The organism is Streptomyces sp. NPDC087844 (genome assembly GCF_044742785.1).
Classification (GTDB): domain Bacteria; phylum Actinomycetota; class Actinomycetes; order Streptomycetales; family Streptomycetaceae; genus Streptomyces.
In genome coordinates, this window is the sequence record NZ_JBIUVD010000002.1 from 659,744 (window position 1) to 684,467 (window position 24,724).

General features: G+C 70.2%; 22 protein-coding genes and 1 riboswitch. Of the genes, 12 read left to right on the plus strand and 10 right to left on the minus strand.

Annotated elements, in window-relative coordinates:
- The first annotated feature begins 98 nt into the window (after positions 1 to 98).
- From ACIOKD_RS06535 to ACIOKD_RS06580, 10 genes are all read left to right on the plus strand, one after another.
- The gene (locus tag ACIOKD_RS06535; protein ID WP_398286844.1) at positions 99 to 464 is read left to right on the plus strand and encodes a hypothetical protein; all 366 of its coding nucleotides are present in this window, start codon (positions 99 to 101) and stop codon (positions 462 to 464) included.
- Positions 461 to 1,504 carry a DUF4388 domain-containing protein gene (locus ACIOKD_RS06540; protein ID WP_402079005.1) on the plus strand — a complete coding sequence of 348 codons (1,044 nt, stop codon included), beginning with the start codon at positions 461 to 463 and terminating at the stop codon, positions 1,502 to 1,504. Before ACIOKD_RS06535 ends, ACIOKD_RS06540 begins: the two co-directional genes overlap by 4 nt.
- Positions 1,505 to 2,061: 557 nt before the next feature.
- Complete coding sequence (locus ACIOKD_RS06545) at positions 2,062 to 2,211, plus strand: hypothetical protein (RefSeq protein WP_402079271.1); 150 nt, start codon at positions 2,062 to 2,064, stop codon at positions 2,209 to 2,211.
- A 49-nt stretch (positions 2,212 to 2,260) separates the two neighbouring features.
- Positions 2,261 to 2,650 carry a roadblock/LC7 domain-containing protein gene (locus ACIOKD_RS06550; protein WP_402079008.1) on the plus strand — a complete coding sequence of 130 codons (390 nt, stop codon included), beginning with the start codon at positions 2,261 to 2,263 and terminating at the stop codon, positions 2,648 to 2,650.
- A gap of 282 nt (positions 2,651 to 2,932) precedes the next feature.
- A complete protein-coding gene (locus ACIOKD_RS06555) occupies positions 2,933 to 4,336 on the plus strand; it encodes an HD-GYP domain-containing protein (RefSeq protein WP_402079011.1) in 1,404 nt (467 codons plus the stop codon).
- Positions 4,337 to 4,641: 305 nt separating this feature from the next.
- Positions 4,642 to 5,895, plus strand: a complete 1,254-nt coding sequence (locus ACIOKD_RS06560; protein ID WP_402079254.1) for a metal-dependent phosphohydrolase — start codon at positions 4,642 to 4,644, stop codon at positions 5,893 to 5,895.
- A 117-nt stretch (positions 5,896 to 6,012) separates the two neighbouring features.
- Positions 6,013 to 7,020 (plus strand): tetratricopeptide repeat protein, encoded by a 1,008-nt coding sequence (locus tag ACIOKD_RS06565; protein WP_402079014.1) that lies wholly within the window; start codon positions 6,013 to 6,015, stop codon positions 7,018 to 7,020.
- Between the two features lie 172 nt (positions 7,021 to 7,192).
- Positions 7,193 to 7,843, plus strand: a complete 651-nt coding sequence (def, locus tag ACIOKD_RS06570; protein ID WP_402079017.1) for a peptide deformylase — start codon at positions 7,193 to 7,195, stop codon at positions 7,841 to 7,843.
- Between the two features lie 360 nt (positions 7,844 to 8,203).
- Positions 8,204 to 9,259, plus strand: coding sequence for an epi-isozizaene synthase (cyc1, locus tag ACIOKD_RS06575; RefSeq protein WP_402079257.1), 1,056 nt, complete (start codon positions 8,204 to 8,206; stop codon positions 9,257 to 9,259).
- On the plus strand, positions 9,256 to 10,626 hold the full coding sequence (locus ACIOKD_RS06580) for a cytochrome P450 (protein ID WP_402079019.1): 1,371 nt from the start codon (positions 9,256 to 9,258) through the stop codon (positions 10,624 to 10,626). The genes cyc1 and ACIOKD_RS06580 overlap by 4 nt, the downstream gene beginning before the upstream one ends.
- A 15-nt stretch (positions 10,627 to 10,641) precedes the next feature.
- Here the strand turns inward: ACIOKD_RS06580 and ACIOKD_RS06585 are convergent, their stop codons facing one another.
- Positions 10,642 to 11,607, minus strand: coding sequence for a helix-turn-helix domain-containing protein (locus tag ACIOKD_RS06585; protein WP_402079022.1), 966 nt, complete (start codon positions 11,605 to 11,607; stop codon positions 10,642 to 10,644).
- Between the two features lie 93 nt (positions 11,608 to 11,700).
- On the opposite strand from ACIOKD_RS06585, the gene ACIOKD_RS06590 reads away from it, so the two are divergent.
- Positions 11,701 to 11,937, plus strand: coding sequence for a hypothetical protein (locus tag ACIOKD_RS06590; RefSeq protein WP_402079027.1), 237 nt, complete (start codon positions 11,701 to 11,703; stop codon positions 11,935 to 11,937).
- On the opposite strand, the gene ACIOKD_RS06595 is transcribed toward ACIOKD_RS06590, so the two are convergent.
- The 9 genes from ACIOKD_RS06595 to ACIOKD_RS06635 form a co-directional block, all read right to left on the minus strand.
- Positions 11,850 to 12,878 (minus strand): ribonucleotide-diphosphate reductase subunit beta, encoded by a 1,029-nt coding sequence (locus ACIOKD_RS06595; RefSeq protein WP_402079030.1) that lies wholly within the window; start codon positions 12,876 to 12,878, stop codon positions 11,850 to 11,852. The two genes, ACIOKD_RS06590 and ACIOKD_RS06595, sit on opposite strands and share 88 nt — an antisense overlap.
- Entirely contained in the window at positions 12,878 to 15,313 is a 2,436-nt protein-coding gene (locus tag ACIOKD_RS06600; RefSeq protein WP_402079033.1) for a ribonucleoside-diphosphate reductase subunit alpha, read from the minus strand. Before ACIOKD_RS06600 ends, ACIOKD_RS06595 begins: the two co-directional genes overlap by 1 nt.
- Positions 15,314 to 15,450: 137 nt before the next feature.
- Positions 15,451 to 15,650, minus strand: a riboswitch (cobalamin riboswitch).
- A gap of 57 nt (positions 15,651 to 15,707) precedes the next feature.
- Positions 15,708 to 16,244, minus strand: a complete 537-nt coding sequence (locus tag ACIOKD_RS06605) for a GNAT family N-acetyltransferase (RefSeq protein WP_402079035.1) — start codon at positions 16,242 to 16,244, stop codon at positions 15,708 to 15,710.
- 7 nt (positions 16,245 to 16,251) lie between these two features.
- Positions 16,252 to 17,241 (minus strand): nucleoside hydrolase, encoded by a 990-nt coding sequence (locus tag ACIOKD_RS06610; protein WP_402079038.1) that lies wholly within the window; start codon positions 17,239 to 17,241, stop codon positions 16,252 to 16,254.
- 187 nt (positions 17,242 to 17,428) lie between these two features.
- Positions 17,429 to 19,057 (minus strand): monocarboxylate uptake permease MctP, encoded by a 1,629-nt coding sequence (mctP, locus tag ACIOKD_RS06615; RefSeq protein ID WP_402079041.1) that lies wholly within the window; start codon positions 19,055 to 19,057, stop codon positions 17,429 to 17,431.
- Positions 19,054 to 19,347, minus strand: a complete 294-nt coding sequence (locus ACIOKD_RS06620; protein WP_402079043.1) for a DUF3311 domain-containing protein — start codon at positions 19,345 to 19,347, stop codon at positions 19,054 to 19,056. Before ACIOKD_RS06620 ends, mctP begins: the two co-directional genes overlap by 4 nt.
- Before the next feature lie 138 nt (positions 19,348 to 19,485).
- Positions 19,486 to 19,695: a YbdD/YjiX family protein gene (locus ACIOKD_RS06625; protein ID WP_402079045.1), complete on the minus strand. Its 210-nt coding sequence runs from the start codon at positions 19,693 to 19,695 to the stop codon at positions 19,486 to 19,488.
- Positions 19,667 to 21,820, minus strand: coding sequence for a carbon starvation CstA family protein (locus tag ACIOKD_RS06630; protein ID WP_402079048.1), 2,154 nt, complete (start codon positions 21,818 to 21,820; stop codon positions 19,667 to 19,669). Before ACIOKD_RS06630 ends, ACIOKD_RS06625 begins: the two co-directional genes overlap by 29 nt.
- A gap of 320 nt (positions 21,821 to 22,140) precedes the next feature.
- Entirely contained in the window at positions 22,141 to 22,905 is a 765-nt protein-coding gene (locus tag ACIOKD_RS06635) for a GntR family transcriptional regulator (protein WP_402079050.1), read from the minus strand.
- Positions 22,906 to 23,323: 418 nt separating this feature from the next.
- Here ACIOKD_RS06635 and ACIOKD_RS06640 point away from each other — a divergent pair, with 418 nt between their 5' ends.
- Positions 23,324 to 24,601: an extracellular solute-binding protein gene (locus tag ACIOKD_RS06640; protein ID WP_402079053.1), complete on the plus strand. Its 1,278-nt coding sequence runs from the start codon at positions 23,324 to 23,326 to the stop codon at positions 24,599 to 24,601.
- Positions 24,602 to 24,724 lie beyond the last annotated feature (123 nt).

Below are 24,724 nucleotides of genomic sequence, written 5' to 3' on the forward strand. Positions count from 1 at the left end.
GCGACTAGTGCGTCACAAAATACAAAATATGATGCCTGTTGCGTAAGTTGAATCTCAAAGTAGTGTGCGACGTCAAGACGTGAAGGGGGAACGGGGTAATGACGACGGCCGTTGATGCCTCCCTGGTCCGGCTTCTCGACTCCCCCGGGGTCACCGGCGTCGCCCTGGTCGACGCGGTCACCGGCCTCACCTACGGGGTGGCCGGAAACGCGGACGAGGCGGGAGACGGCGCCGAGTGCGCCGAACTCGCGGCCCTCATCGCCGAACGACTGGGGCGAGCGGGCGCCGAGGGGGAGTTGGAGAGTGTGATCATGACCAGCACGCGGCGCCATCAGGTGCTGCTCGCCGTCGAGCGGCCGGTCGGCGACCCGTTGTTGCTGACCGCGGGGATGGACCGGGAACGGGCCAACCTGGCGCTCGCCACGCGGAGTCTGGCCGACCGGGCCGCCGAGGTGCTCGCATGACGGCAACCGAGGCGCGCAATCTGCCCGCGCTGCTGCAGGGGTTGCGCGAAGAGGGTCACAGCGGCACCGTCCGGGTCTCCGGATCCCCAGGCGGAACGATTCACCTGCGGGGCGGACTGATCGCCGCTGTCGAGACTCCAGGCGCTCCGGCCGCCACCTCGGTGCTGCTCACACCGGGCCGTATCGACGACGAGACCTGGCTGGCCGCCTGTGCGGCGGAGCCCGACACGGACCGGCTGGGCGGGTACCTGGTGTCCGCCGGCCTGATCGGCGCCGCCGAACTGGAGGTCGTGTGCACCGCGTCGGTGTTCGACGCGGCCTTCGCCATGGCGATCGGCCCGCCCGGAAGCTGGACGCTGGACGGCCCGGAACCCGCACTCCACGCCGGGCCCGGTGTGGAGCCGCGGCGGCTGACCGAGGAGACCACTCGGCGCATCGTGCGGCTCTCCGGCCCGTGGGGGGCGCCGGGAGAACTCGCCCGGATACGGCCCGCGGTGGTTCCCGACGCCGGCCTGCGCCGGGGTCTTTCGGACCGCCATCGCTCCGTACTGAGCACCGTCAACGGCCGCCGTACCGCCCGGGACATGGCCTTCACCCTCGGGCGCGGGCTGTACGCGATCATGCTGGACCTGACCCGTCTGGAGGCCCAGGACCTCATCCGCTGGGAGACGGGCGGCCGGCCCGACGGCCGGCCCAGCACCGCACCGCGGGTGCTGCCCGGACGCGACGCCCCGGACGCGCCGGCGCCGAACCCCCCACGGGCCGAGCCGGCCGCGAAGGCGGCGCCGTTGCCGAGGCGTACGCGCGGCGGTGGTTCGTGGCCGGGGGAGGCCAGGACGCGTGAGAGCCAGTCGCGCGATGGCCAGGTGCACGAGGACCAGGCCCGTGAGGGTCAGGCGCATGAGGCCCTCGTGCGGGATGGGCGGACGCGTGGGGCCCGCGCGCCGGACGGGCAGGCGCGGGAAGGCCCGCCGGGGGAGGCACCCGCTGAGGGAAGCGACGCCTTGCCCGCGGGGACGACCGGGGGGCACGGGGGCTAGTGAGTTCAAGCAGACGTCGGGCGGCGAAGCGTCTTCGACGGGGGACGGGCGCCGAAGCCCGACGGACCGCGAACCGTCGGACGCGAGGCCCGGACATCGTGCCGGGCCCGGACGGCGTACGGGCACGGGACACCGAGCCGGCACGGGACACCGAGCCGGCACGGGACGGCGTACCGGGATCGGACACGGCACCGGGATGGGACACGGCACCGGTGCCGGACACCGGACCAGCGCCGGACGGTGTACCAGGAGCGGGCTCCGGGCCGGGGCGGGATGGCGTGTCGGGACCGGACGCGGCATCGGTTCCGGCCGGTGAGTCGGGATCGGGTGCCTGGCCGGGGCGGGATGGTGTGCCGGGACCGGGCAGCGTGCCGGGATCGGATACCTCGGTGGTGCCGGGGCCGGACGCCGAAGCCGGAGCGGACGGTGGGTCAGTTCCGCGTGTCGGGAGTCGGGGTCCGGACGCCGGGCCCCGGGACGGGGTGGCGGCGCCGGGTCCGGGTGATGCTCGTGAACCGGGAGCGGGGCCGGGCCGGGGAGCGGGCAGCCCGCCGCCGTTGCCCGTGCGGGGTGCCGCCTCGTCCCCTTCCGCGCCGCCGTTCGCGATGCCCCCGCTCTCGCCCGAGCAACTGGCCGCCGACCAGCCCTCTCTCGACATGCTGCGCCGGGTCCGCCGGGGCCTGGGCGCACTTCCGGAAGCCGACTGACACCGCTCCGACCGCACCACGACCACCCATGCACGCAGCAAGGAGCGCCATGAGCGACACGTCGCAGCCCAATCCCCTCACCGAGATCCTGACCTCTCTGCGCGACCGGGTGATGGGAGTCGGTGAAAGCGTCCTGTCCACGGCGGACGGACTCCTCGTGGTCGCCGACACGGACTCGTCCCACGCCGAGTCGGTCGCCGCGCTCGCCGCCGCGACCCTCGGTGTGGCCCGCCGGATGGCCGACCAGACGGGCGTCGGCGCGCTGCGCGAGGTGGTGGCGAGGTGCGGCTCGGGGCACGTCATCGTGATGGCCGTGGGCGACCGGGCCCTGCTGACCGTGATGGGGGACGACGGCCTCGACCTCGCCGCGTTCCAGCGGGAGTCGCCCGCCACGGTGGAGCAGTTGACCCAGGCGCTCGCGGCCGACGTGGCGCGCTGAACCGCAGGCCCGGAGAACGATCCCGGCGCCGACGGACTCGTACTCGTACAGGCGTCCGGTCGTAGCCGGGCGCGAGGCCTCGTACGAACGGGCGGCTCACTCGAACGGGCGAATCTGCTCCCGTCGGCCCGGTGAATCGGCCCATGCCTCCCCCGCGCCCCACCCGACCGGCCTATCGTCCATGTCCCGAAGGCTGTACCGGGCGCCTGCACGGGGCCCGTGCAGGATCTGTACGGGGCTTGTGCGAGGTGGTTCGTGCGGGAGCGGGAGGGAATCTGCGCCATGCGGTCGGTCCCGCCGTGGGCGCGCGTCTACGTCCTCTGCACCGCGCTCGCCGCGGCGTTGTGCGCCGTGCCGGTTCCGGACACGCACGCCCCCTGGGCCGCGGTGGCGCTGTTCGCGGTGCTCTGCGCGGCATGCGAACTGCTCGCCGCGAGCCGCTTCGCGGGCGACGGGGGGCCCGAGGGCGCGGGCGCGTCCCGGGAAGCCGGTGAGGCCGGGGCGTCCCTCAGATGGCACACGCCGGTGATGCTCGCCGCCGCCTTTCTGCTGCCGCCGCCCGCCGCCGCGCTCGTGCCGTTGCCGGGGGCGCTGCTGGCCCGGGTCGAGCAGCGGCCGCGGTGGCCGCGCCGGGTCTGGCGGGCCGCGCAACTCGTGCTCAGCACCTGGGCCGCCTCCAAGGTCCACTGGTCGCTGGGCGGCCGGGACGCGGTCGTCACGTCCGACTTCCCCTACGCCCTGGTGGCCGCCGGCGCCGCCGTGGTGGCGTTCTGCCTGGTACTGACCGTGCTGGACGGGGGGATCCTGGCGCTCGCCGAGCGGGTGCCGGTACGGGCCGCGTGGCGCGGGCTGTTCCTGCGCTCGCTCGCACCCGTCGCCGTGCACGGGCTCGCCGGGCTGATGATGGCGGTGCTCTGGCGCAGCCCGTACGGGCCGGCCGCCGCGCTCCTCGTGCTGCTGCCGATGTACGTGTCGTGGTGGGTGTTCGCCCAGTACCACCGGGAGCGGGCCGCCCACCGGGCCACCATCAGGGCGCTCGTGCAGGCCGTCGACATCAAGGACGGATACACCCGCGGGCACAGCGAACGGGTGGGGCAGGCGTCGATGATGATCGCCCGTGAACTGGGCATGGACGACGAACGGGCCGAGGTGCTCAGGTTCGCCGGCATCCTGCACGACGTGGGCAAACTCGGGGTCCCCACCCGGCTGCTGCGCAAGGACGGGCCGCTGACGGCCGAGGAACGCCGGGTGATCGAGCTGCATCCCGAGTACGGGCACGAGATGGTCCGCGGGATCGGGTTCCTCGGGGAGGCCAGGTCGGCGATCCTGCACCACCACGAACGGCTCGACGGGAGCGGCTACCCGTACGGGCTGAAGGGGGGCCAGATCCCGGAGTTCGCCCGGGTGGTGGCGGTGGCGGACGCGTTCGACGCGATGACGTCGACCCGCTCGTACCGGCGGGCGCGGCCGGTCCCGGTGGCTCTTGAGGAACTGGAGCGATGCGCCGGGGCCCAGTTCGACCCGCGGATGGTGGAGGCCCTCGTGCGAGCGCTGGTCCGGCAGGGATGGCATCCCGTGGTGACGGCGGACGAGACACCGCCGCACGCCGAGCCCCACCCACCGGCTCCACGCGCTCCCACGAACCTGGAACCCCACAGCGGGACCGTCGGCGGGCCCGGCACATGAGCACGACGAACAACAGGCCGCCCCCGTCGGCCGACGACGGGACCGGGCGGTTCGCGTCGGCCGACGGCGACATCCGGCCGCCCCTGTCGCCCGGCGGTGGCAACGGGCCGTTCGCGTCGGCGGACGGCGACACCGCGCCGTTCTCGTCGGCCGGCGGCGGTGACGAGTCGCTCCCGGAAGTCGACGGCGACACCGGACCGCTCACGTCGGTCGGCGGCGGCACCAGGCCGTTTCCGCCGGTCGGCGGTGACACCGGGCCGCTCCCGTCGGCCGGCCGTGGCAGCGTCCCGTCTGCGGTCGCCGACGTGCACCCCCCTCGCGCCCCGCTCGCCCTCACGGCCGTCCGGGCCGCCGCCGCGCTGGTCGCCGTGGTCGCTCTCGCCGTCACCCTGTGGGACGGCATCGACGAGCGGAGGGTCGCCCTTGCCTTCGCCGTGCTCATCGGCCTGGGGGAGCTCGCCCGGTGGAGCGGCGCCGAGGAACGTGAGTCGGCGCCGTTGGCCGCTGCCGGGGCCCTCGCCTACGCGCTGCTCGGCGAGGACGCCGGGCACCCCACCCACGACGGGGTCCCGCAGATCGTCGCCGTGGTCACGGCCGCCTCCCTGCTGGGCTGTGTGCCGCATGTGGCGAAGGGCCGCGGGCCCACCGCGGACCATCTCACCCGGCGCGTCCTGACCGTCGGATTCGCCGCGGTGTGCTTTCAACCCCTCTACGACCGGGGCAGGTCGGCGCAGTGGGCGGAGACCGGACCCGCGTACGCGGCGCTCGTCGTCGCGCTGCTCCTGCTGACCACGCTGTGGGACGCCGTGCTGGCCGCGGCCATGGCGCACGCGCGGACCCGGTGGCCCTTCGGACCGCTGCTGCGGGACGAGCTGCGCAGCACGCTCGGCATCGGTTCGGCGGTCTGCGCGACCGGGGCCGTGATGGCGCTCGCGGTCGCCGTCGCGGGCCTGTGGGCGCTGCCCGTCCTTGCCCTGCCGTTGCTGCTCACCCAGCTGTCCTTCCGGCGGTACGCGGCCGTACGGACCACCTACCGCCAGACCATCGCCTCCCTCGCGCGGGCCACCGAGATAGCCGGCTACACCCCGGCGGGGCACGCCCGGCGCGTGGCGGCGCTCAGCCGGGCCGTCGGCCGTGAGCTGGGCCTCTCCGGACCCGAGCTGACCGTCCTGGAGTACGCGGCCCTGATGCACGACATCGGCCAGCTCTCACTCGTCGACCCCGTACCCGCCGGTGCCACGGCCGCCCTGGCCCCCGCCGAACAGCGGCGCATCGCCCTGCTCGGCGGTGCCGTGGTGCGGCAGACGGGAGTGGCCGCCGAGGTCGCCGTCGTGGTGGAACGGCAGGCGGACCCGTACCGCGGACAACCGGTCAGCGCGTCCATCGTGAGGGCCGTGAACGTGTACGAGGAGATTGCCGGGGAAGCGGGCCCGGGAGGGCCGTTGAAGGCGCTGGAGGAGCTGCGGCTGGGCACCGCGCGCGACTACCGGCCCGAGGTCGTCGAGTCGCTGGCCAGGGTGCTGGCGAGAGACGGTCTTACCTTGCCTCCGGGTGGGTAACCCATGGGTAATGAGCGCCCTTCCGACCGTCCGTGGTTGGATGCGAGGAAGAGGACATCAGGGGGCACAGTCCAGCCCGAGGCTGCACGCTCTTCAACGAACTGGCAGGCGGGAATCGTGAGGATCTTCGGCAAGGGACGGCACCGGCCCTCCGCCTCATGGCGGCAGGCCACCGACCGTGCGTTCACCCTCATCGGCGACGGCCGGTACGAGGACGCGGGGGCGCTGCTGACACGTGCGGCGGACCTGGAACCCTGGCTTTCCGAGTCCTGGTTCAACCTCGCGCTGCTGCACAAGTTCCGGCACGACTGGGAACAGGCGCGGGCGGCCGGTCTGCGCGCCGTGGCGCTGCTCGACCGGGAGACCGGGGCCCCCGACTGGTGGAACGTCGGCATCGCGGCGACCGCCCTGCAGGACTGGCCGCTGGCCCGGCGGGCCTGGCAGGCGTACGGCCTGCGGGTGCCCGGCGGTGCCTCGCGGCCGAAGCCCGGCGCGGGCGCCACCGCCTCGGGCGAGCCGGTGGGCATGGAACTGGGCAGCGCGGCCGTACGGCTGTCGCCCGAGGGTGAGGCCGAGGTCGTGTGGGGGCGGCGGCTCGACCCCGCCCGCGTCGAGGTCCTCTCCATCCCGCTGCCGTCCTCCGGGCGGCGCTGGGGCGAGGTCGTCCTGCACGACGGTGTGCCCCACGGGGAGCGGACGACGGCCGCGGGGCACGCGTACCCCGTCTTCGACGAGATCGAGCTGTGGGCGCCGTCGCCGGTGCCCACCTGGGTCGTGCTCCTTGAGGCGGAGACCGAGGACGACCGGGACGCCCTGGAGCGGCTCGCGGCCGACGCGGGGTTCGCCGCGGAGGACTGGTCGTCGTCCGTGCGGCTGCTGTGCCGGATGTGTTCCGAGTCGCGGATGCCGTCCGACGAGGGGGACGGGGAGCATCTCGATCCGCACGATCACAGTGAGCCGGGGCATCCTGGGCCGCTCGGTCATCGGACCGACGGGCAGTTGTGGGTGCCCGAGCGGGAGTGTGGGCTCGCGGCGCCGGCCTCGCTGGTGCGGGGGTTGCTGGACGGGTGGGTCGCCGACAGTCCTGACTCCCGGGACTGGCGGGATCTCGAAGAGGTCTGTTGAAAGCCTGGGCCGCTGGGCTTGTTCGCGTCGGGTGCGGGTCTGTCGTGGTCGGCCGCGCCCCGCGGCGGAGCCGCATACCGGCACAGCACCGCGCCCCTGAAGGGGCCCGGGGCGGCCCCGTACCCTGTATCAGCATCGCAACCCCGTTATCCGAGGAAGGCTTACGTCGGTCATGGCGCAGCAGGACACTGAGCAGCAGCACTCCGGAGTGCTCCCCGTGGACGACGAGGGCTTCGTCATCGACACCGAGAACCCGGAGGAGCGCGAGGCGGCCTACCGCGGTCGCGGGACCTCCCGGCCCATCACGGTCGTCGGGAACCCGGTGCTGCACAAGGAGTGCAGGGACGTCACGGACTTCGGGGACGACCTCGCCCGGCTGGTCGACGACATGTTCGCCAGCCAGCACACCGCCGAGGGTGTGGGCCTGGCCGCGAACCAGGTCGGTGTCGACCTCAAGGTCTTCGTCTACGACTGCCCGGACGACGAGGGCAAGCGGCACACGGGCGTGATCTGCAACCCCGTGCTCGTCGAGCTGCCCGCCGAGCGGCGCCAGCTGGACGAGAGCAACGAGGGCTGCCTGTCGGTGCCGACCGCGTACGCGCCGCTGGCCCGCCCCGACTACGCCGAGGTCACCGGGCAGGACGAGAAGGGCAACCCGGTCAAGGTGCGCGGCACGGGCTACTTCGCACGCTGCCTCCAGCACGAGACGGACCACCTGTACGGGTACCTCTACATCGACCGGCTCTCCAAGCGCGAGCGCAAGGACGCGCTGCGGCAGATGGCCGAGAACGAACCGCGCTACCCCGTCGTCGCGAACGACTGAGAACGTCCGCGACAACCTCTGCGAACGTCTGAGACAGAGAACGGCAACCGGGGCGTGAGCGTCCCGCAGCCACGGCGCCTGGTCGGATTCCCCTCCGACCAGGCGCCGTTCGTCTGTGCGTTGCACGTTCGATCCCTTGTGCGCCTGTGATGATCCATATTCAGTCACACATGGGGAGATTCTCGGCACCGTGGGGTAGTGAGCGAAGCAAATCCGTTCCCAGAACGGTCAGTTGTGGTGCTGAATGGGAAGCGCGGGGATACGCAACGGCGCACGCCCGGCACAGCGGGAGGGGCGTGTCGTCAACAGGCGGCTGAGAGGGGTTTGTTCGTGCCTGCTTTCTCACAGAGCACCTCAACGATGTACACCTCGGCCCTCGTTCCACCGGCGCTCTCTCTTCCGGTGATCGAGGCCGAGTTTCCCCGTCAACTCCATCCGTATTGGCCCAGGCTGCAAAGGAACACCAGGGCCTGGCTCCGGGAAATGCGCCTCATGTCGGCGGCCCAGGTGGAGGCATATGCCGATGGGCTTTGCTACACCGACCTCATGGCGGGCTACTACATTGGCGCGCCCGACGAGGTCCTCCAGGCGATAGCGGACTACAGCGCGTGGTTCTTCGTCTGGGACGACCGCCACGACCGTGATGTCATCCACGGCCGGCCGGCGGCCTGGGAGCGGCTCAGGGCCCGGCTGCACGTGGCTCTGGACTCCCCGCGGGAGCATCTGCACCACCAGGACCCGCTGGTTGCGGGGTTCGCGGACAGCGTGCTGCGGTTGTACTCGTTCCTGGGCGAGGGGTGGAACGCGCGGTTCGCGGACCACTTCCACGAGGTCATCGAGGCGTACGACCAGGAATTCCGCAACCGTACGTCGGGCATTGTCCCGACCGTCGAGGAATACCTCGAACTGCGGCGGAACACTTTCGCGCACTGGATCTGGCTCGACCTGCTGGAACCGAGCGCGGAGTGCGAACTGCCCGTCGCCGTGCGGGAGAACCCCGCGTACCGTAGGGCTGCTTTGCTGTGCCAGGATTTCGCCGCCTGGTACAACGATCTCTGCTCTCTGCCCAAGGAAATCGCGGGCGACGAGGTGCACAACCTCGGCATCAGTCTCATTCAGCACGAGGGAATGCGACTCGAAGAAGCGGTCAAGGAAGTCAGGCGGCGGGTCGAGGAATGCATCACTGAATTCCTCGTCGTTGAACAGGAGGTATTGAGGTACGCGGAAAGGATCGACAACGGGTCCGTCCGCGGCGGCGAACTAGCGGCTGCCGTACGGGCGTGCCTGTTCAATATGCGGAACTGGTTCAGCTCCGTGTACTGGTTCCACCACGAGTCGGGACGGTACATGGTCGACAGCTGGGACGACCGCACCACACCCCCGTACGTCAACAACGAAGCGGCAGGTGAGAAATGACCGTCGAGTCGGTACGGTCCGCGGCACACCAAGCGGCAGAACTGTCCACCCCGCCCCTCGCCCAGGGCGGCGTCCCCGGCCTCGGACACGGCCTGAAACTGGTCCGCGACCCGCTGGGTCTCCTCTCCCGGCTGCGCGACCAGGGCGATGTCGTCCGGCTGAAGCTGGGCCCCAAGACGGTGTACGCCGTCACCACGCCGGCCCTCACCGGGGAGCTGGCCCTGAGCCCCGACTTCAAGATCGACGGACCTCTGTGGGAGTCCCTGGAGGGCCTGCTCGGCAAGGAGGGGGTGGCGACCGCCAACGGCTCGCGGCACCGGCGTCAGCGCCGGACGATCCAGCCCGCCTTCCGGCTGGACGCCATCCCCGGCTACGGGCCGATCATGGAGGAGGAGGCGCACGCCCTCGCGGAGCGCTGGCGGCCCGGCGAGACGATCGACTGCACCGCGGAGTCGTTCCGCGTCGCCGTCCGCATCGCCGCCCGCTGTCTGCTGCGCGGCGATTTCATGGACGAGCGTGCCGAGCGGCTGAGCATCGCCCTCGCCACCGTGTTCCGCGGCATGTACCGCCGTATGGTCGTTCCCGCGGGACCGCTCTACAGGCTCCCGCTCCCGGCCAATCGTAAATTCGACCGCGCACTGGCCGATTTACACCTCCTGGTCGACGAGATCGTGGCCGAGCGCCGTGCATCCGGTCAAAAGCCGGACGATTTGCTGACAGCATTGCTGGAAGCGAAGGACGAGAATGGCGAGCCCATCGGGGAACAGGAGATCCACGACCAGGTGGTCGCGATACTCACCCCCGGAAGCGAAACCGTCGCCTCCACGATCATGTGGCTTCTGCAGGTCCTCGCGGAACACCCGGAACAGGCGGACCGAGTACGCGAGGAGGTCGAATCGGTCACTGACGGCCGGCCTGTCGGATTCGCGGACGTGCGGAAGCTCTCCCACACGAACAATGTCGTCGTCGAGGCCATGCGGTTGCGTCCCGCCGTATGGATATTGACGCGCCGGGCCGTGACCGAAACCGCACTCGGCGGGTATCGCATTCCGGCCGGGGCCGACATCGTCTACAGCCCCTACGCGATACAGCGCGATGCGCGTTCGTACGGCGGGCATCTGGAGTTCGACCCCGATCGCTGGCTTCCGGAACGCGCGAAGGACGTGCCGAAGTACGCGATGAGCCCGTTCAGTGTGGGCAACCGGAAGTGCCCGAGCGACCACTTCTCGATGGCCCAGCTCGGGCTCGTCACGGCGGCGGTGGCCTCGCGCTGGCGTCTTGAACAGGTGTCCGAGTCGAACGACACCACCCGCGTCGGCATCACCCTGCGACCGCACCGGCTGCTGCTGAGGGCCGTGCCGCGCTGACCGCTCCGCGCACGTTCAGGCGGCCTGCGGGCCCCTGAACGTGCGCCGGTACGCGTTCGGTGTCGTCCCCAGTGAGCGGACGAACTGATGGCGCAGCGCGGCCGCGGTCCCGAACCCCGTGCGGTCCGCGATGAAGTCCATCGTCTGGTCGGTGGCCTCCAGCAACTCCTGCGCCAGCAACACCCGTTGGCGCAGGAGCCAGCGGTACGGGGTGGTACCCGTCTCCTGCTGGAAGCGCCGCGCGAAGGTGCGCGGCGACATGTGCGCGCGGGCTGCGAGCTGTTCGACGGTCACCTCCTCCGCGAGGTGGCGCTCCATCCAGGCGAGCGTCTCACCGACCGTGTCGCACTGCGAGCGCGGCAGCGGCCGCTCGATGTACTGCGCCTGGCCGCCGTCGCGGTGCGGCGGCACCACCATGCGGCGCGCGATGCTGTTGGCGACCTCCGGGCCCTGCTCCTTGCGGACGATGTGCAGACAGGCGTCGATGCCGGAGGCGGTGCCCGCCGAAGTGATCACCGGGTCCTCGTCCACGTACAGCACGTCCGGTTCGACCTTCGCGCGCGGGTGGCGCGCGGCCAGTTTGTCGGCGTGCTGCCAGTGGGCCGCGCAGCGGCGGCCGTCGAGCAGGCCGGCCGCGCCGAGCACGAAGACCCCGGAACAGACGCTCAGCACCTTGGTGCCGCGGTCGGCGGCCCGGACCAGGGCGTCGAGCAGCGCGGGCGGATAGGTGCGCCCGCTGTAGTGGCTCCCGGCGGGCACGACGATGAGGTCGGCCTCCTCCAGCCGGTCGAGCCCGTACGGGGTGGAGAGCGTGAAACCCGGGACGTGGGTGGCGAGGGTCGGCCCTTCGGCCGAGGCGACCGCGAAGTCGTACACCGGCAGTCCCTCGTCACTGCGGTCGAGGCCGAACACCTCGCAGACGACGCCGAGTTCGAAGGGATGCACACCGTCGAGCAGGACGGCCACCACGTTGGTCAGCATGCTGACAGTGTGCACCCGATCTGGCAGGAAATCGAGGGCGTATGGCAGTCCTGCCACTCACGGTAAGGAGTGTGGGGCGCGACAGTGGTGTCCATGAACACGACACAGCTGGAAGGCCTGATCGGAATGCTCTTCGTCCTCGGAATCCTCGTCCTGCTCGTCCTGCCTTCGGTGTTCGGCATCGTGCGCGACCGGCGCGTCGACCGTCAGCTCAGGGAGGCCGAGCAGGGTCCCTCCGTCGATCAGAAGTCCTCGTCGAGGTCGACCGTCCCCTCCACCGCCACCTGGTACGCCGAGGGCCGGCGCTCGAAGAAGTTGGTCAGCTCCTGAACCCCCTGCAGCTCCATGAAGGAGAACGGGTTCTCGGAGCCGTACACCGGGGCGAGCCCCAGGCGCTGCAGCCGCTGGTCGGCGACGCACTCCAGGTACTGCCGCATCGACTCGGTGTTCATGCCCGGCAGGCCCTCACCGCACAGGTCGCGCCCGAACTGCAGCTCGGCCTCGACGGCCTCGCGCATCATGGCGGTCACCTGCTGCCGGAGCTCCTCGTCGAAGAGCTCCGGCTCCTCCTTGCGGACCGTGTCCACGACCTCGAAGGCGAAGCTCATGTGCATCGTCTCGTCGCGGAAGACCCAGTTGGTGCCGGTCGCCAGGCCGTGCAGCAGGCCCCGGCTGCGGAACCAGTAGACGTACGCGAAGGCCCCGTAGAAGAACAGGCCCTCGATGCACGCGGCGAAGCAGATGAGGTTCAGCAGGAAGCGGCGGCGGTCGGCCTTCGTCTCCAGCCGGTCCAGCTTCTCGACCTCGTTGATCCACCTGAAGCAGAACTCGGCCTTCTCACGGATGGACGGGATGGTCTCGACGGCGTCGAAGGCCGCCGCCCGGTCCGCCGGATCGGGCAGATAGGTGTCGAGCAGCGTCAGATAGAACTGGACGTGCACGGCCTCCTCGAAGAGCTGGCGGCTCAGATAGAGCCGCGCCTCGGGGGAGTTGATGTGCTTGTACAGCGTCAGCACCAGGTTGTTCGACACGATCGAGTCGCCCGTCGCGAAGAACGCGACCAGCCGGCCGATCATGTGCTGCTCGCCCGGCGACAGCTTCGCGAGGTCGGAGACGTCCGAGTGGAGATCGACCTCCTCGACGGTCCAGGTGTTCTTGATCGCGTCCCGGTAGCGCTCGTAGAAGTCCGGGTAGCGCATGGGGCGCAGGGTCAGCTCGAAGCCCGGGTCGAGAAGGTTCTTCTCGCTGTTGGCAGTGGTCGGGGCGGTCATTACTGGCAGGCCTCGCAGGACTCGGGGTTCTCAAGGGAGCAGGCGACCGCGTCGGGGGCGGCGGCCTGCTGGACGGGGACGGTCTTCGCCGCCGGCTGGGCCTGGGCGGCGCGGGCGATGCGGGTCGCCGGGCGCGAGCGCAGGTAGTACGTCGTCTTCAGGCCCGACTTCCAGGCGTACGCGTACATCGAGGAGAGCTTGCCGATGGTCGGCGTCTCCAGAAACAGGTTCAGCGACTGGGCCTGGTCGAGGAACGGGGTCCTGGCGGCGGCCATGTCGATCAAACCGCGCTGCGGGATCTCCCACGCCGTGCGGTACAGGTCGCGCACGTCCTGCGGCACCCAGGTGAAGCCCTGCACCGAGCCGTTGGACTCGCGCAGCGCCTCCCGGGTCCGCGCGTCCCACACGCCGAGCTTCTTCAGCTCGGCCACCAGGTAGGAGTTGACCTGGAGGAACTCGCCGGACAGCGTCTCGCGCTTGAACAGGTTGGAGACCTGCGGCTCGATGCACTCGTACACGCCCGCGATGGACGCGATGGTGGCGGTCGGGGCGATGGCGAGCAGCAGCGAGTTGCGCATGCCCACCGCGGCGATCCGCGCCCGCAGCGCCGCCCAGCGCTCCGGCCAGTTCAGCTCGACGTCGTAGTGGTCGGGGTGCAGCACACCCTGGGCCGTACGGGTCTTCTCCCAGGCGGGCAGCGGGCCGTCGCGCTCGGCGAGGTCGGCGGACGCCTCGTACGAGGCGAGCATGATCCGCTCGGCGATCCGGGTGGAGAGGGCGCGCGCCCGCGGGGAGTCGAACGGCAGCCGCAGCTTGAAGAAGACGTCCTGCAGTCCCATGGCGCCGAGGCCCACCGGACGCCACTTGGCGTTGGAGCGGCCCGCCTGCTCGGCCGGGTAGAAGTTGATGTCGACGACCCGGTCGAGGAAGGTGACGGCGGTACGGACGGTCGCGTCGAGCCGCTCCCAGTCGATGTCCTGCGCGTCCGCGTCCACGAAGGCGCCGAGGTTGACCGAACCGAGGTTGCAGACCGCGGTCTCCCCGTCGTCCGTGACCTCCAGGATCTCGGTGCACAGGTTCGAGGAGTGGACTGTGTGGCCGGGCAGCGCCGTCTGGTTGGCCGTGCGGTTGGCGGCGTCCTTGAAGGTCATCCAGCCGTTGCCGGTCTGCGCGAGGGTACGCATCATGCGGCCGTACAGCTCACGGGCGGGGATGGTCTTCCTGGCGAGCCCGGCGGCCTCCGCCCTCCGGTACGCGGCGTCGAACTCCTCGCCCCACAGGTCGACCAGCTCGGGCACGTCCGAGGGCGAGAACAGTGACCAGTCGCGGTCCTCGTTCACCCGGCGCATGAACTCGTCGGGGATCCAGTGCGCGAGGTTCAGGTTGTGCGTGCGCCGGGCGTCCTCACCGGTGTTGTCGCGCAGCTCCAGGAACTCCTCGATGTCGGAGTGCCAGGTCTCCAGGTAGACCGCGGCCGCGCCCTTGCGCCGGCCGCCCTGGTTCACCGCGGCGACCGAGGCGTCGAGGGTCTTCAGGAACGGGACGATGCCGTTCGAGTGCCCGTTCGTACCGCGGATCAGCGAACCGCGCGAACGGATCCGGGAGTACGAGAGGCCGATGCCGCCGGCGTGCTTGGAGAGGCGGGCCACCTGGTGGTAGCGGTCGTAGATCGAGTCCAGCTCGTCCAGCGGGGAGTCGAGGAGGTAGCAGGACGACATCTGCGGGTGGCGCGTACCGGAGTTGAAGAGCGTGGGGGAGGAGGGCAGGTAGTCGAGGCGGCTCATCAGCCGGTACAGGGAGGCGACTTCGTCGACGGAGCGGGTCCCCGCTTCTGAATCGAGCACGGTGTCCTCGGCGAGACCGCTCGCCACCCGCAGCATGAAGTGCTGGGGCGTCTCGATGACGGACCGCGTGATCGGGTGCCGCAGCAGGTACCGGCTGTGCAGGGTGCGCAGGCCGAAGTAGCCGAAGCGGTCGTCGGCACCCTCGGCGGAGGCGGCGTCGGTCAGCGCGTCGAGGCGGGCCGCGTGGTGGCGTACGAACTCGGCCGTGCGGTCGGCGATCAGGCCCTCGCGGTGGCCGACGGCGACCGACTCGGAGAAGGAGCGCACGCCCTGCGAGGCGGCCTCCGCGGCGATGGTGACGGTCAGCAGGCGGGCGGCCAGCTTCGAGTACACGGGGTCCTCGGAGATGAGGCCGGCCGCCGCCTCCGTGGCCAGCTCACGCAGTTCGGGCTCGTCCGCGGCGGCGGACCGGCCGCGCAGGGCGGCGGCGGCGACCCGGCCGGGGTCGGCGCCGGGGAGGTCGGCGGTGAAGTCGGTCAGGATCCGCAGCAACGCGGTTCCCGGCCCGTCGGCCTCGGCCCTGTCCTGCTGATCCCGGGTCGCTGTCGCTGTCGCTGTGGCGGAGACCGGATCGGCTGGCGCGATGGTCACGTGGGGCTCTCCCTCGCTCGGCACGGGGCCTCGGCGGGAGGGGGTTCGGGGCACACGGGGGTACGCGCTTCGGGCAGCGGTACGCCGCGTCCACCGGCCCACTCCACGAGGCCCGGACGTCATGCGCCCGGACCGGACGGCCTGGGCGCGCTGTCGGCAGGTGCTCGGACTGACTCCTGTTACGCGACATTCGGGCATGCGGACATCTGACAGCTGAATCCGACATCTGGGCATGCGGGCATATCACGTACAAGTACACCGTTGCGGGACAGTTCCGGATTCGCACCGGATTCCCCTGCGACGACAGCGAGCATGAGCATACATCTTGTGTCGGGTTCCGAAAGCACCCCCACATGTTGTGTCGCGTCGGCCACGGACGGTCGAGCGGGGAGTGTCAGAGCGTCAACTCATAGGTGAGGAGCACGACGTCGTCCAGGTGCGGGAGGGGGTTCCAGTCGCGGACGGGGGTGCGGGTGAAACCGAGGCGCTCGTAGACGCGGTGGGCGCTGTGCATGGTGCGCTGGGTGGACAGCACGACGGCTCCGCAGCCGGCCGTGGCCCGGGCGCGGCCGACGCAGGCGCGCACGAGCAAGGTCCCCACGCCCCGGCCGCGGGCCTCCTTCGCGACCGCCAGCATCCGTATCTCGGCCTCGCCCGCACGCGCGATGTCGGCCATGGGCCCGCCGGACGGCACGAAGGTCACACCGCCGCGAAGCCGGTGCCGGGGCGGGCCCGAGCCCTCCGCGGCGGCGGCTTCGACGGCCACCAGCACGTCGGCGGCGGCGGCGCGCTTCGCCACGTTCCGCAGTTCGCCGAGATACGCGTCGTTCTCCCCGAAGTCGAGCAGTCCGTCCCCGAGGTAGGCCCGCGCGGTGATGTCGCCCAGGGCCGCGTACTCACCGGCCTCCGCCCGTCGGATCACGATGGTCATACGGACCTCAGCCCGTACCCGGCCACAGGGGCAGGGTCGAGACGAAGTCCTTCGTGAAGTCGCGCGGGCCAGGACCGAGGGCCACCCGGCCGGTGAGGCGGGCCCGCGCGGTCAGGGCGGGCGACTCGGGATAGTAGATACGTCCGGCGGCCGAGGGAACGAACACGGTCTGGCCGCGCGTGAGTTCGGCGGCCGACTCCACGATGACCGCCCCCTCCGCGAGCGTCACGAACGACTCGTCGGCGCACACACCGACGGCGAGCGGATCGTGCAGCGGACAGGTGCCGTCCCCGCCGCTGCGACGGTACGCCTCCATGTAGACCCGCAGCAGCCGGGCGGCGAGCGCGGTGCCGGGACCCGCCGCCTCCAGGGCCGCGAGGTCGGCGGGCCCGAACAGCCAGCGGTGCGAGGCGTCCAGGTCGACCATGGTGAACGGGATACCGGACGACAGGACCAGCTCGGCGGCGTCCGGGTCGGCCCACATGTTGAACTCGGCGACCGGAGTGATGTTCCCGGGCACGCGTGCCGCGCCGCCCATGAACACGAACTTGCCGACGCGCTGGGCGAATCCGGGGTCCTCCAGGAGCGCGATCGCCACGTTGGTGAGGGGGCCCGTCGCGCACACGGTCAGCTCGCCCTCGTACTCCCGGGAGAGTCGCAGCAGCGTCTGCGCGGAGGACTCCGCCGGGTGCGCCGCGGTCGAGTCGGGCAGTGTCTCGTCGCCGAGTCCCGCGGGGCCGTGGAAGTCGGCGGCGACGCGGTAGGGGAGGCGGGTCAGGGGGCGGCCCGCGCCGCGGTGGACGGGGACGTCCGCGTCGATGCGGAGGGTTCGCGCCAGGGCGCGGGCGTTGAGGTAGGTCTGCTCCGCGGGGAGGTTGCCGCCCACGGACGTGTAGGCCTTGAGGTCCCACAGGCCTGTGCCGAGCAGGTACTGGAGGGCTACGGCGTCGTCGATGCCGGGGTCGCTGTCGAGGACGATGGGGGTGCGTGGGGTCACCTGTCCACGGTATCCGCCGCTGTCCCCGGGGGCTGCGCCCCCAGACCCCGCTGTCGCGCTTGCGCGCTCGTCCTCAGACGCCGGACGGGCTGAAGATGCGCGGACGGTCCGCGCATCTTTCAGCCGTCCGGCGTCTGAGGACCGGGGGTTCGGGGGCGGAGCCCCTGAGTACGCCTCTAGGGCAGCCCTAGTGGCCCGCCCCCGCCGTCGCCGGCGGCAGTTCCACCTGGACGCCCTTGTCGCCCGCGTCGGCCGTGTAGTCCTCGGCGGAGGTCTCGTCGACCCCGTCGGGAGCCTTGACCGCCTTGAGGACGAAGGTCAGCACCACCGTCACGACCAGGTTCAGGACGAACGCGGTCAGCCCGATGTACCCGATCTCCCCGATCCCGGGAATCTCCTTCGACGACCCCCCGAAGTGCTTCTGCGTGGGCGAGGCCACCCCGTACGCGGCGACCGTGCCGTACAGCATTCCCACCGCCCAGCCCGCGAGCAGCGCCCACCGGTGGAACCAGCGCGTGAACAGTCCGCCGACCAGCGCCGGGAAGGTCTGCAGGATCCAGATCCCGCCGAGCAGCTGGAAGTTGATGGCGACCGTCTTGTCCATGGTCAGGACGAAGACCAGCGCGCCCACCTTCACCAGGAGCGAGACCAGTTTCGATACCTTCGTCTCCTGGGCGGGCGTCGCGTCGGGCTTGATGAAGTCCTTGTAGATGTTGCGGGTGAAGAGGTTCGCCGCAGCGATGGACATGATGGCCGCCGGCACGAGCGCGCCGATCCCGATCGCCGCGAACGCCACGCCCGCGAACCAGTCCGGGAACATGGTCTCGAAGAGCTGCGGAATCGCCAGCTGCCCGTTGTCCACCTTGATCCCGGCCGCGATCGCCATGAAGCCGAGCAGCGCGAGCAGGCCCAGCATCAGCGAGTACAGCGGCAGGATCGTGGTGTTGCGCCGGATCACCTCGCGGCTGCGCGAGGACAGCGTCGCCGTGATCGAGTGCGGGTACATGAACAGCGCGAGCGCCGAACCCAGCGCCAGCGTCGCGTACGTCCACTGGCCCGCCTCGCCCGGTACCAGGGAGCCGCGTGGCGCGCCGGTCGCCGGGTTGGTCTGGTTGTACGCCTCGTTCGCCTTGGCGAAGATCTCGTCGAAGCCGCCCAGCTTGATCGGGATGTAGATGATCGCGACCGCGATGACGATGTAGATCAGCGTGTCCTTGACGAACGCGATCAGGGCGGGCGCGCGCAACCCGGACGAGTACGTGTACGCGGCCAGCACACCGAAGGCGATGAGCAGCGGCAGGTCCTTGACGAACCAGTTGGTGTCCTCGCCGCCGCCGACGCCCATCACGTCGAGGACGGCCTGGATGCCCACCAGCTGCAGCGCGATGTACGGCATCGTCGCCAGGATGCCGGTGACCGCGACCGCGAGCGAGAGCCCCTTCGAGCCGAAGCGCCCGCGCACGAAGTCCGACGTCGTCACGTACCCGTGCTTGTGCGACACCGACCACAGGCGGGGGAGGAAGGTGAAGATCAGGGGATAGACGAGGATCGTGTAGGGGACGGCGAAGAAGCCGGCCGCGCCCGCCGCGTAGATCGCCGCCGGGACCGCCACGAACGTATACGCCGTGTAGAGGTCGCCGCCGAGCAGGAACCAGGTCACCCAGGTGCCGAACGACCGGCCGCCCAGGCCCCATTCGTCGAGGGTCTGCTCGCCGTCGGCCCGGCGCCAGCGCGAGGCCAGGAAGCCCATGACCGTGACGGCCAGGAAGAAGAAGATGAAGACGGCGAGTGCCACGCCGTTCACACCGTCGTTCATGCGGACGCGCCCCCGTTCTGCGTCCGGCGGGCGGCCTTGCGGGCGCGCTGCTCACGGTTCCACAGCGTGAACGCGGTCATCGTGAGCACGGTCGAGACGAGCACCCACAGCATCTGGTACCAGTAGAAGAACGGGATGCCGATGAAGGTCGGGTCGACCTTCGCGTACGACCCCACCCAGAGCATCGCCACGAACGGCGCGATCAGGCAGAGGGCGATCACCACGCGGACGGGTGTCACCACCGGCGGTTCCCCTTCGGGCGCTCTTGGCACATCCGGTGTTTCCGACATACGGCGGCTCCGTCCCCTCAATGATCACCTGTGCAATCCGCAGGAAATCTAAGGGACGGTTCCGCTTTATGGAAACCCCTTGTCCGCATAACGGATGTGCCGTGTCGTGCGACAGCGGGGCGGTTCACGGGAACAGCGTCAACAGCAGCGGAAGCCCTGCCGCGGGTCCGCCTCCTGACGGTCCGTGCGCATCCGCTCGAACTCCCGTCGAGAGGGCACTTCCGCGTCGGCCCGCCCCTCGCGCAGATGCGCCACGTACCGGTCGTACGCCGACTCGTCGGTGAGCTCGCGTATGTACCAACGCACGCCCCTGGCAGCCCTAACCGCGTGGTTCAGCGCCGACCGCATCGCGCACCTCCTCCTTCTCCTCCCTGGTCGGGATCAGCCCGGCCGGAGCGACGATCTGCGACTCGACGTACGGCGCCTCGCTGAGCGTGGAGAGCGCGGGACGGCGTATGTGCCGGATGCACACCCTCGTCGCGTCCGCGATCACGACGACGACGAGCAGGGCGAGGACCGCCGTGAGGACACCGTCGACCGTGGAGTTCGTGACGATCGTGTGCATGTCGTCCATGCTCTTCGCAGGTGCGACGATCTCGCCCCGGTCGATGCCGTCCTGGTAGACCGAACGCTGCTTGAAGAAGCCGACGCGCGGGTCGCTGGAGAAGACCTTCTGCCAGCTCGCGGTCAGGGTGACGGTGGCGTCCCAGACCAGCGGGATCCCGGTGATCCAGGCCCATTTGAGGCGACCGGACTTCACCAGCAGGGTCGTGCAGACGGCCAGGGCGACCGCGGCGAGCAGTTGGTTGGAGATGCCGAAGATCGGGAACAACTGGTTGATCCCGCCGAGCGGTTCATGGACGCCGACCCACAGGAAGTAGCCCCACAGACCGCAGACGATGCCGCTCGTGATGACCAGACCGGGCTTCCAGCTCACATCCTTGAAGGGTTTGTAGAGATTGCCCAGCGTGTCCTGGAGCATGAAGCGGCCCACCCGGGTGCCCGCGTCGAGCGCGGTCAGGATGAACAGCGCCTCGAACATGATCGCGAAGTGGTACCAGAACGCGCGCAGGCCGTCCCCGGTGACGTCGGAGAAGATCTCCGAGACGCCGATCGCGAGCGTGGGCGCGCCGCCGGTCCGCGACAGCAGGGACGCCTCCTCGACGTTCTTCGCCGCGGCGGCCAGGTCGGCCGGGGAGATCTGATAGCCCCAACCGCCCACCACCTGGGAGGCGCTCTGGACCGAGTCGCCGATGACACCCGCGGGCGCGTTCATCGCGAAGTACAGGCCCGGATCGATGACGGACGCCGCGATCAGCGCCATCACCGCCACGGACGACTCCATGAGCATGGAGCCGTAGCCGATCATCCGGACCTGCGTCTCCTTCTGGATCATCTTCGGCGTGGTGCCGGAGGCGATCAGGGAGTGGAAGCCGGAGAGCGCCCCGCAGGCGATGGTGATGAAGACGAACGGGAAGAGCGCGCCCGCGAAGACCGGCCCGTCGCCCCGCGAGGCGAAGTCCGTCACCGGGTCCATCCTCAGGGTCGGCAGTGAGACGACGACCCCGACCGCGAGCAGCCCGATCGTGCCGATCTTCATGAACGTGGAGAGGTAGTCGCGGGGCGCGAGGAGCATCCACACGGGCAGGATCGACGCGATGAACCCGTACGCCACCAGCCAGAGGACCAGGGTCGAGGGTGCGAGCGTGAACGTGTCGGCCCAGGACGACTCGGCGACCCAGCGGCCGGCGACCAGCGCGAACAGCAGCAGTGCCACGCCGATGAGCGAGACCTCGGCGATCCGGCCGGGCCGCAGGACCCGCAGGTAAAAGCCCATCAGCAGGGCGATCGGGACCGTCATCGCGATGGAGAAGGTGCCCCACGGCGACTGGGCGAGCGCGTTGACGACGACCAGCGCGAGCACCCCGAGCAGGATGATCATGATGGCGAAGGCGGCGATCAGGGCCGCCGCGCCGCCGAACGGGCCGATCTCCTCGCGCGCCATCTGCCCCAGCGACCTGCCGTTGCGCCGGGTGGAGAAGAAGAGCACCACCATGTCCTGGACCGCGCCCGCGAAGATCACGCCGACGATGATCCAGATGGTGCCGGGCAGATACCCCATCTGCGCGGCCAGCACGGGCCCCACCAGCGGCCCCGCGCCCGCGATCGCCGCGAAGTGGTGACCGAGCAGCACGCGCCGGTCGGTGGGATGGAAGTCGATGCCGTTGTTGAGGCGTTCGGCCGGGGTGGCCCGGGTCTTGTCGACCTTCAGAACCTTGTGGGCGATGAACTTCGCGTAGAAGCGATAGGCGATGGCGTACGAGCCGAGGGCGGCCGCCACCATCCAGGCGGCCGAGACCTCCTCGCCCCGCGAGAGCGCGAGCACGGACCAGCCGGCCGCGGCGATCAGCGCGACAAGGGTCCAGATGACGATGCTGCGGGGACTTGCCTTGCGGGGGCTGTCGGTGTGCACCGGTCGTCCTCCCGTCCATGAGTGACGGGAGGACGGTAGAACAGGATGGGACCCAGCGCTACACCACGTGCATCACCGATCCCCACCAACCCAACTCAGCCGTATCCAGGGGAGCTTAAGCCCAGCCCACCAGGGGCGCGGGGAACGGCGCAGTCTTTGTCTTTCAGGGGCGCGGGGAACGGCGCGATCTTTTAGGGGGGCACAGCCCCCAGGGCGCGGGGCTGTGTCGATATGCGGCTCCGCCGCGTGGGCGCGACCAGCCACAACGCACCCGCACCCGCACCCGACAACGCACCGCACCGCACCGCACCGCAACCCACCTAATCCATAGGCCTCTTCAGCCGCGCGACGAACTTGTACCTGTCCCCCCGGTAAACAGACCGAACCCATTCCACCGGCTGCTGATCCTGATCGATCGAGTGCCGGGACAACATCAGCATCGGCAACCCCACATCGGTCCCGAGCAACCCCGCCTCCCGCGGAGTCGCCAGCGACGTCTCGATCGTCTCCTCCGCCTCGGCCAGACGCACGTCGTACACCTCGGCCAACGCCGTGTACAGGGACGTGTACTTCACCAGCGACCGCCGCAACGCGGGAAACCGCTTCGCGGACAGATGCGTCGTCTCGATCGCCATCGGCTCCCCGCTCGCGAGGCGCAGCCGCTCGATCCGCAGCACCCGCCCCCCGGCGGTGATGTCGAGCAGCTCCGCGAGCGTGTCGTCGGCGGTGATGTATCCGATGTCCAGCGACTGCGAGGTCGGTTCGAGCCCCTGCGCCCTCATGTCCTCGGTGTAGGACGTGAGTTGCAGCGCCTGCGAGACCTTCGGCTTCGCGACGAACGTGCCCTTGCCCTGGATGCGTTCGAGCCGCCCCTCGACGACCAGCTCCTGCAGCGCCTGACGCACGGTCGTGCGCGAGGTGTCGAACTCGGCGGCGAGCGTGCGCTCGGGCGGTACCGGCGTACCGGGCGGCAGTGTGTCCGTGATGTCGAGCAGATGCTTCTTCAGGCGGTAGTACTTGGGCACGCGCGCGGTACGGATGGGGGCGCCACCCTCGTTCTCCGCACTGCTGACGTCGGTGCTCATACTCTGCCTTCCCGGCTTCGAGTGCCGATGCGGCCGGCGTACGCGCCGGCCACGGCTCACATCGTGGCACGCCCAGCCGTGCGAGTGTCCTCCCGCACGCTGCGTGATCCCCTCTATATACCGTCGGGGTCCCTTCTGGTCTAGTCCATAGCCCGCGCAGGCCGGGCCGGAGGTGCTGCCGCGACCTGCGCGCGGGCCCGCCCGATCTGTCACCCGTGTAGTGAAAGGTCCCTGCATATGTAGGTCGCGTAACGGACCGTCGGGAGCGGCTTTTTCACCCTTGACACCCCTCTAGGTCTAGGCCAAGCTCCCCGTACTGGTCTAAACCATTGAGGACCAGGTCCCAGCCCCACGGGCAGTACTCGTCGTAAGTCACACGGTGGGCAGGGGGGTTGCTGGCATCCCTGAGGAGGATGACGTGAATCGCAAGCTCATCGCGGCCGTCGGTGTCGCGGGCATGTTGATGTCGGTCGCTGCCTGTGGCGGCGACGACGGTGACGACGGTGGCAAGGCGGGGGCCGACGGCTACAAGGGCCAGACCCTGACCGTCTGGGCCATGGACGGCTCGACGCCGGAAGGCTGGACCAAGGACCTCACGGCCGCCTTCGAGAAGAAGACGAAGGCCAAGCTGAAGTTCGAGACGCAGCAGTGGAACGGCATCCAGCAGAAGATCACCACCTCGCTCTCCGAGGACAACCCGCCGGACGTCCTTGAGGTCGGCAACACCCAGACCCCCGCCTACGCGGCCACCGGCGGTCTCGCCGACCTGAGTGACCTCAAGGAGGAGATCGGCGCCGACTGGACCAAGACCCTGAACGAGTCCTCGGTCTTCGACGGCAAGCAGTACGCCGCCCCCTGGTACTTCGCCAACCGCGTCGTCATCTACAACAAGAAGGTCTGGGCCGACGCCGGCATCACGGACACCCCCAAGACGCGCGCCGAGTTCTTCGACGCTCTGAAGACCATCGACAAGAAGACCGACGCCGAGCCGATCTACCTGCCCGGCCAGAACTGGTACTTCTTCGACGGTCTGACGATCGGCCAGGGCGCCGACCTGGTGAAGAAGGAAGGCGACAAGTACGTCTCCAACCTCGCGGACCCGAAGGTCGGCAAGGCCATGGACATCTACAAGGAGTACCAGTCCTACTCCAAGGCCCCCAAGGACAAGGACGAGGCGACCCCGCAGCAGGCCGAGGTCTTCGCCAAGGGCGACGTCGGCGCCTTCATCGGCATGGGCTGGGAGGCCGGCACGGCCATCGCGGCCAACAAGAAGATAGAGAAGGACATCGGCTACTTCACCATCCCCGGTGAGACGGCCGACTCGCCCGAGGGTGTCTTCCTCGGCGGTTCCAACTTCGCGGTCGCGGCGGGCAGCAAGAAGCAGGAGCTCGCCAAGGAGTTCCTGAAGCTCGCCCTGTCCGACAAGTTCGAGGGCGCGCTCGCCAAGGAGAACGGCGTCATCCCGAACAAGGAGGCGCTGCAGATCCACCTCGCGGGCAACGGCGCCGCCGAGGCCGCCGCTCCGGCCGCGGCCGGCGGTGGCACCACGCCGCTGATCCCCGAGTGGGCCGCCGTGGAGAACGACCCCAACCCGATCAAGGCCTACATGACCGCGGTCCTCAAGGGGAAGTCGCCGGCCGCCGCCGCCAAGCAGGTCGAGGCGGAGATCAACAAGCGGCTCGCGCAGAGCAGCTGATCACCTCCGTGGCGGGGGCGGCGCCCACCCACCCCCCCACCCCCGCCCCATGAAAAGCGAAACCCGATGGGGGGAGTGATTGCGGGCCAGTGAGTGGAGACCGGCCCCACCCGCACACGCACC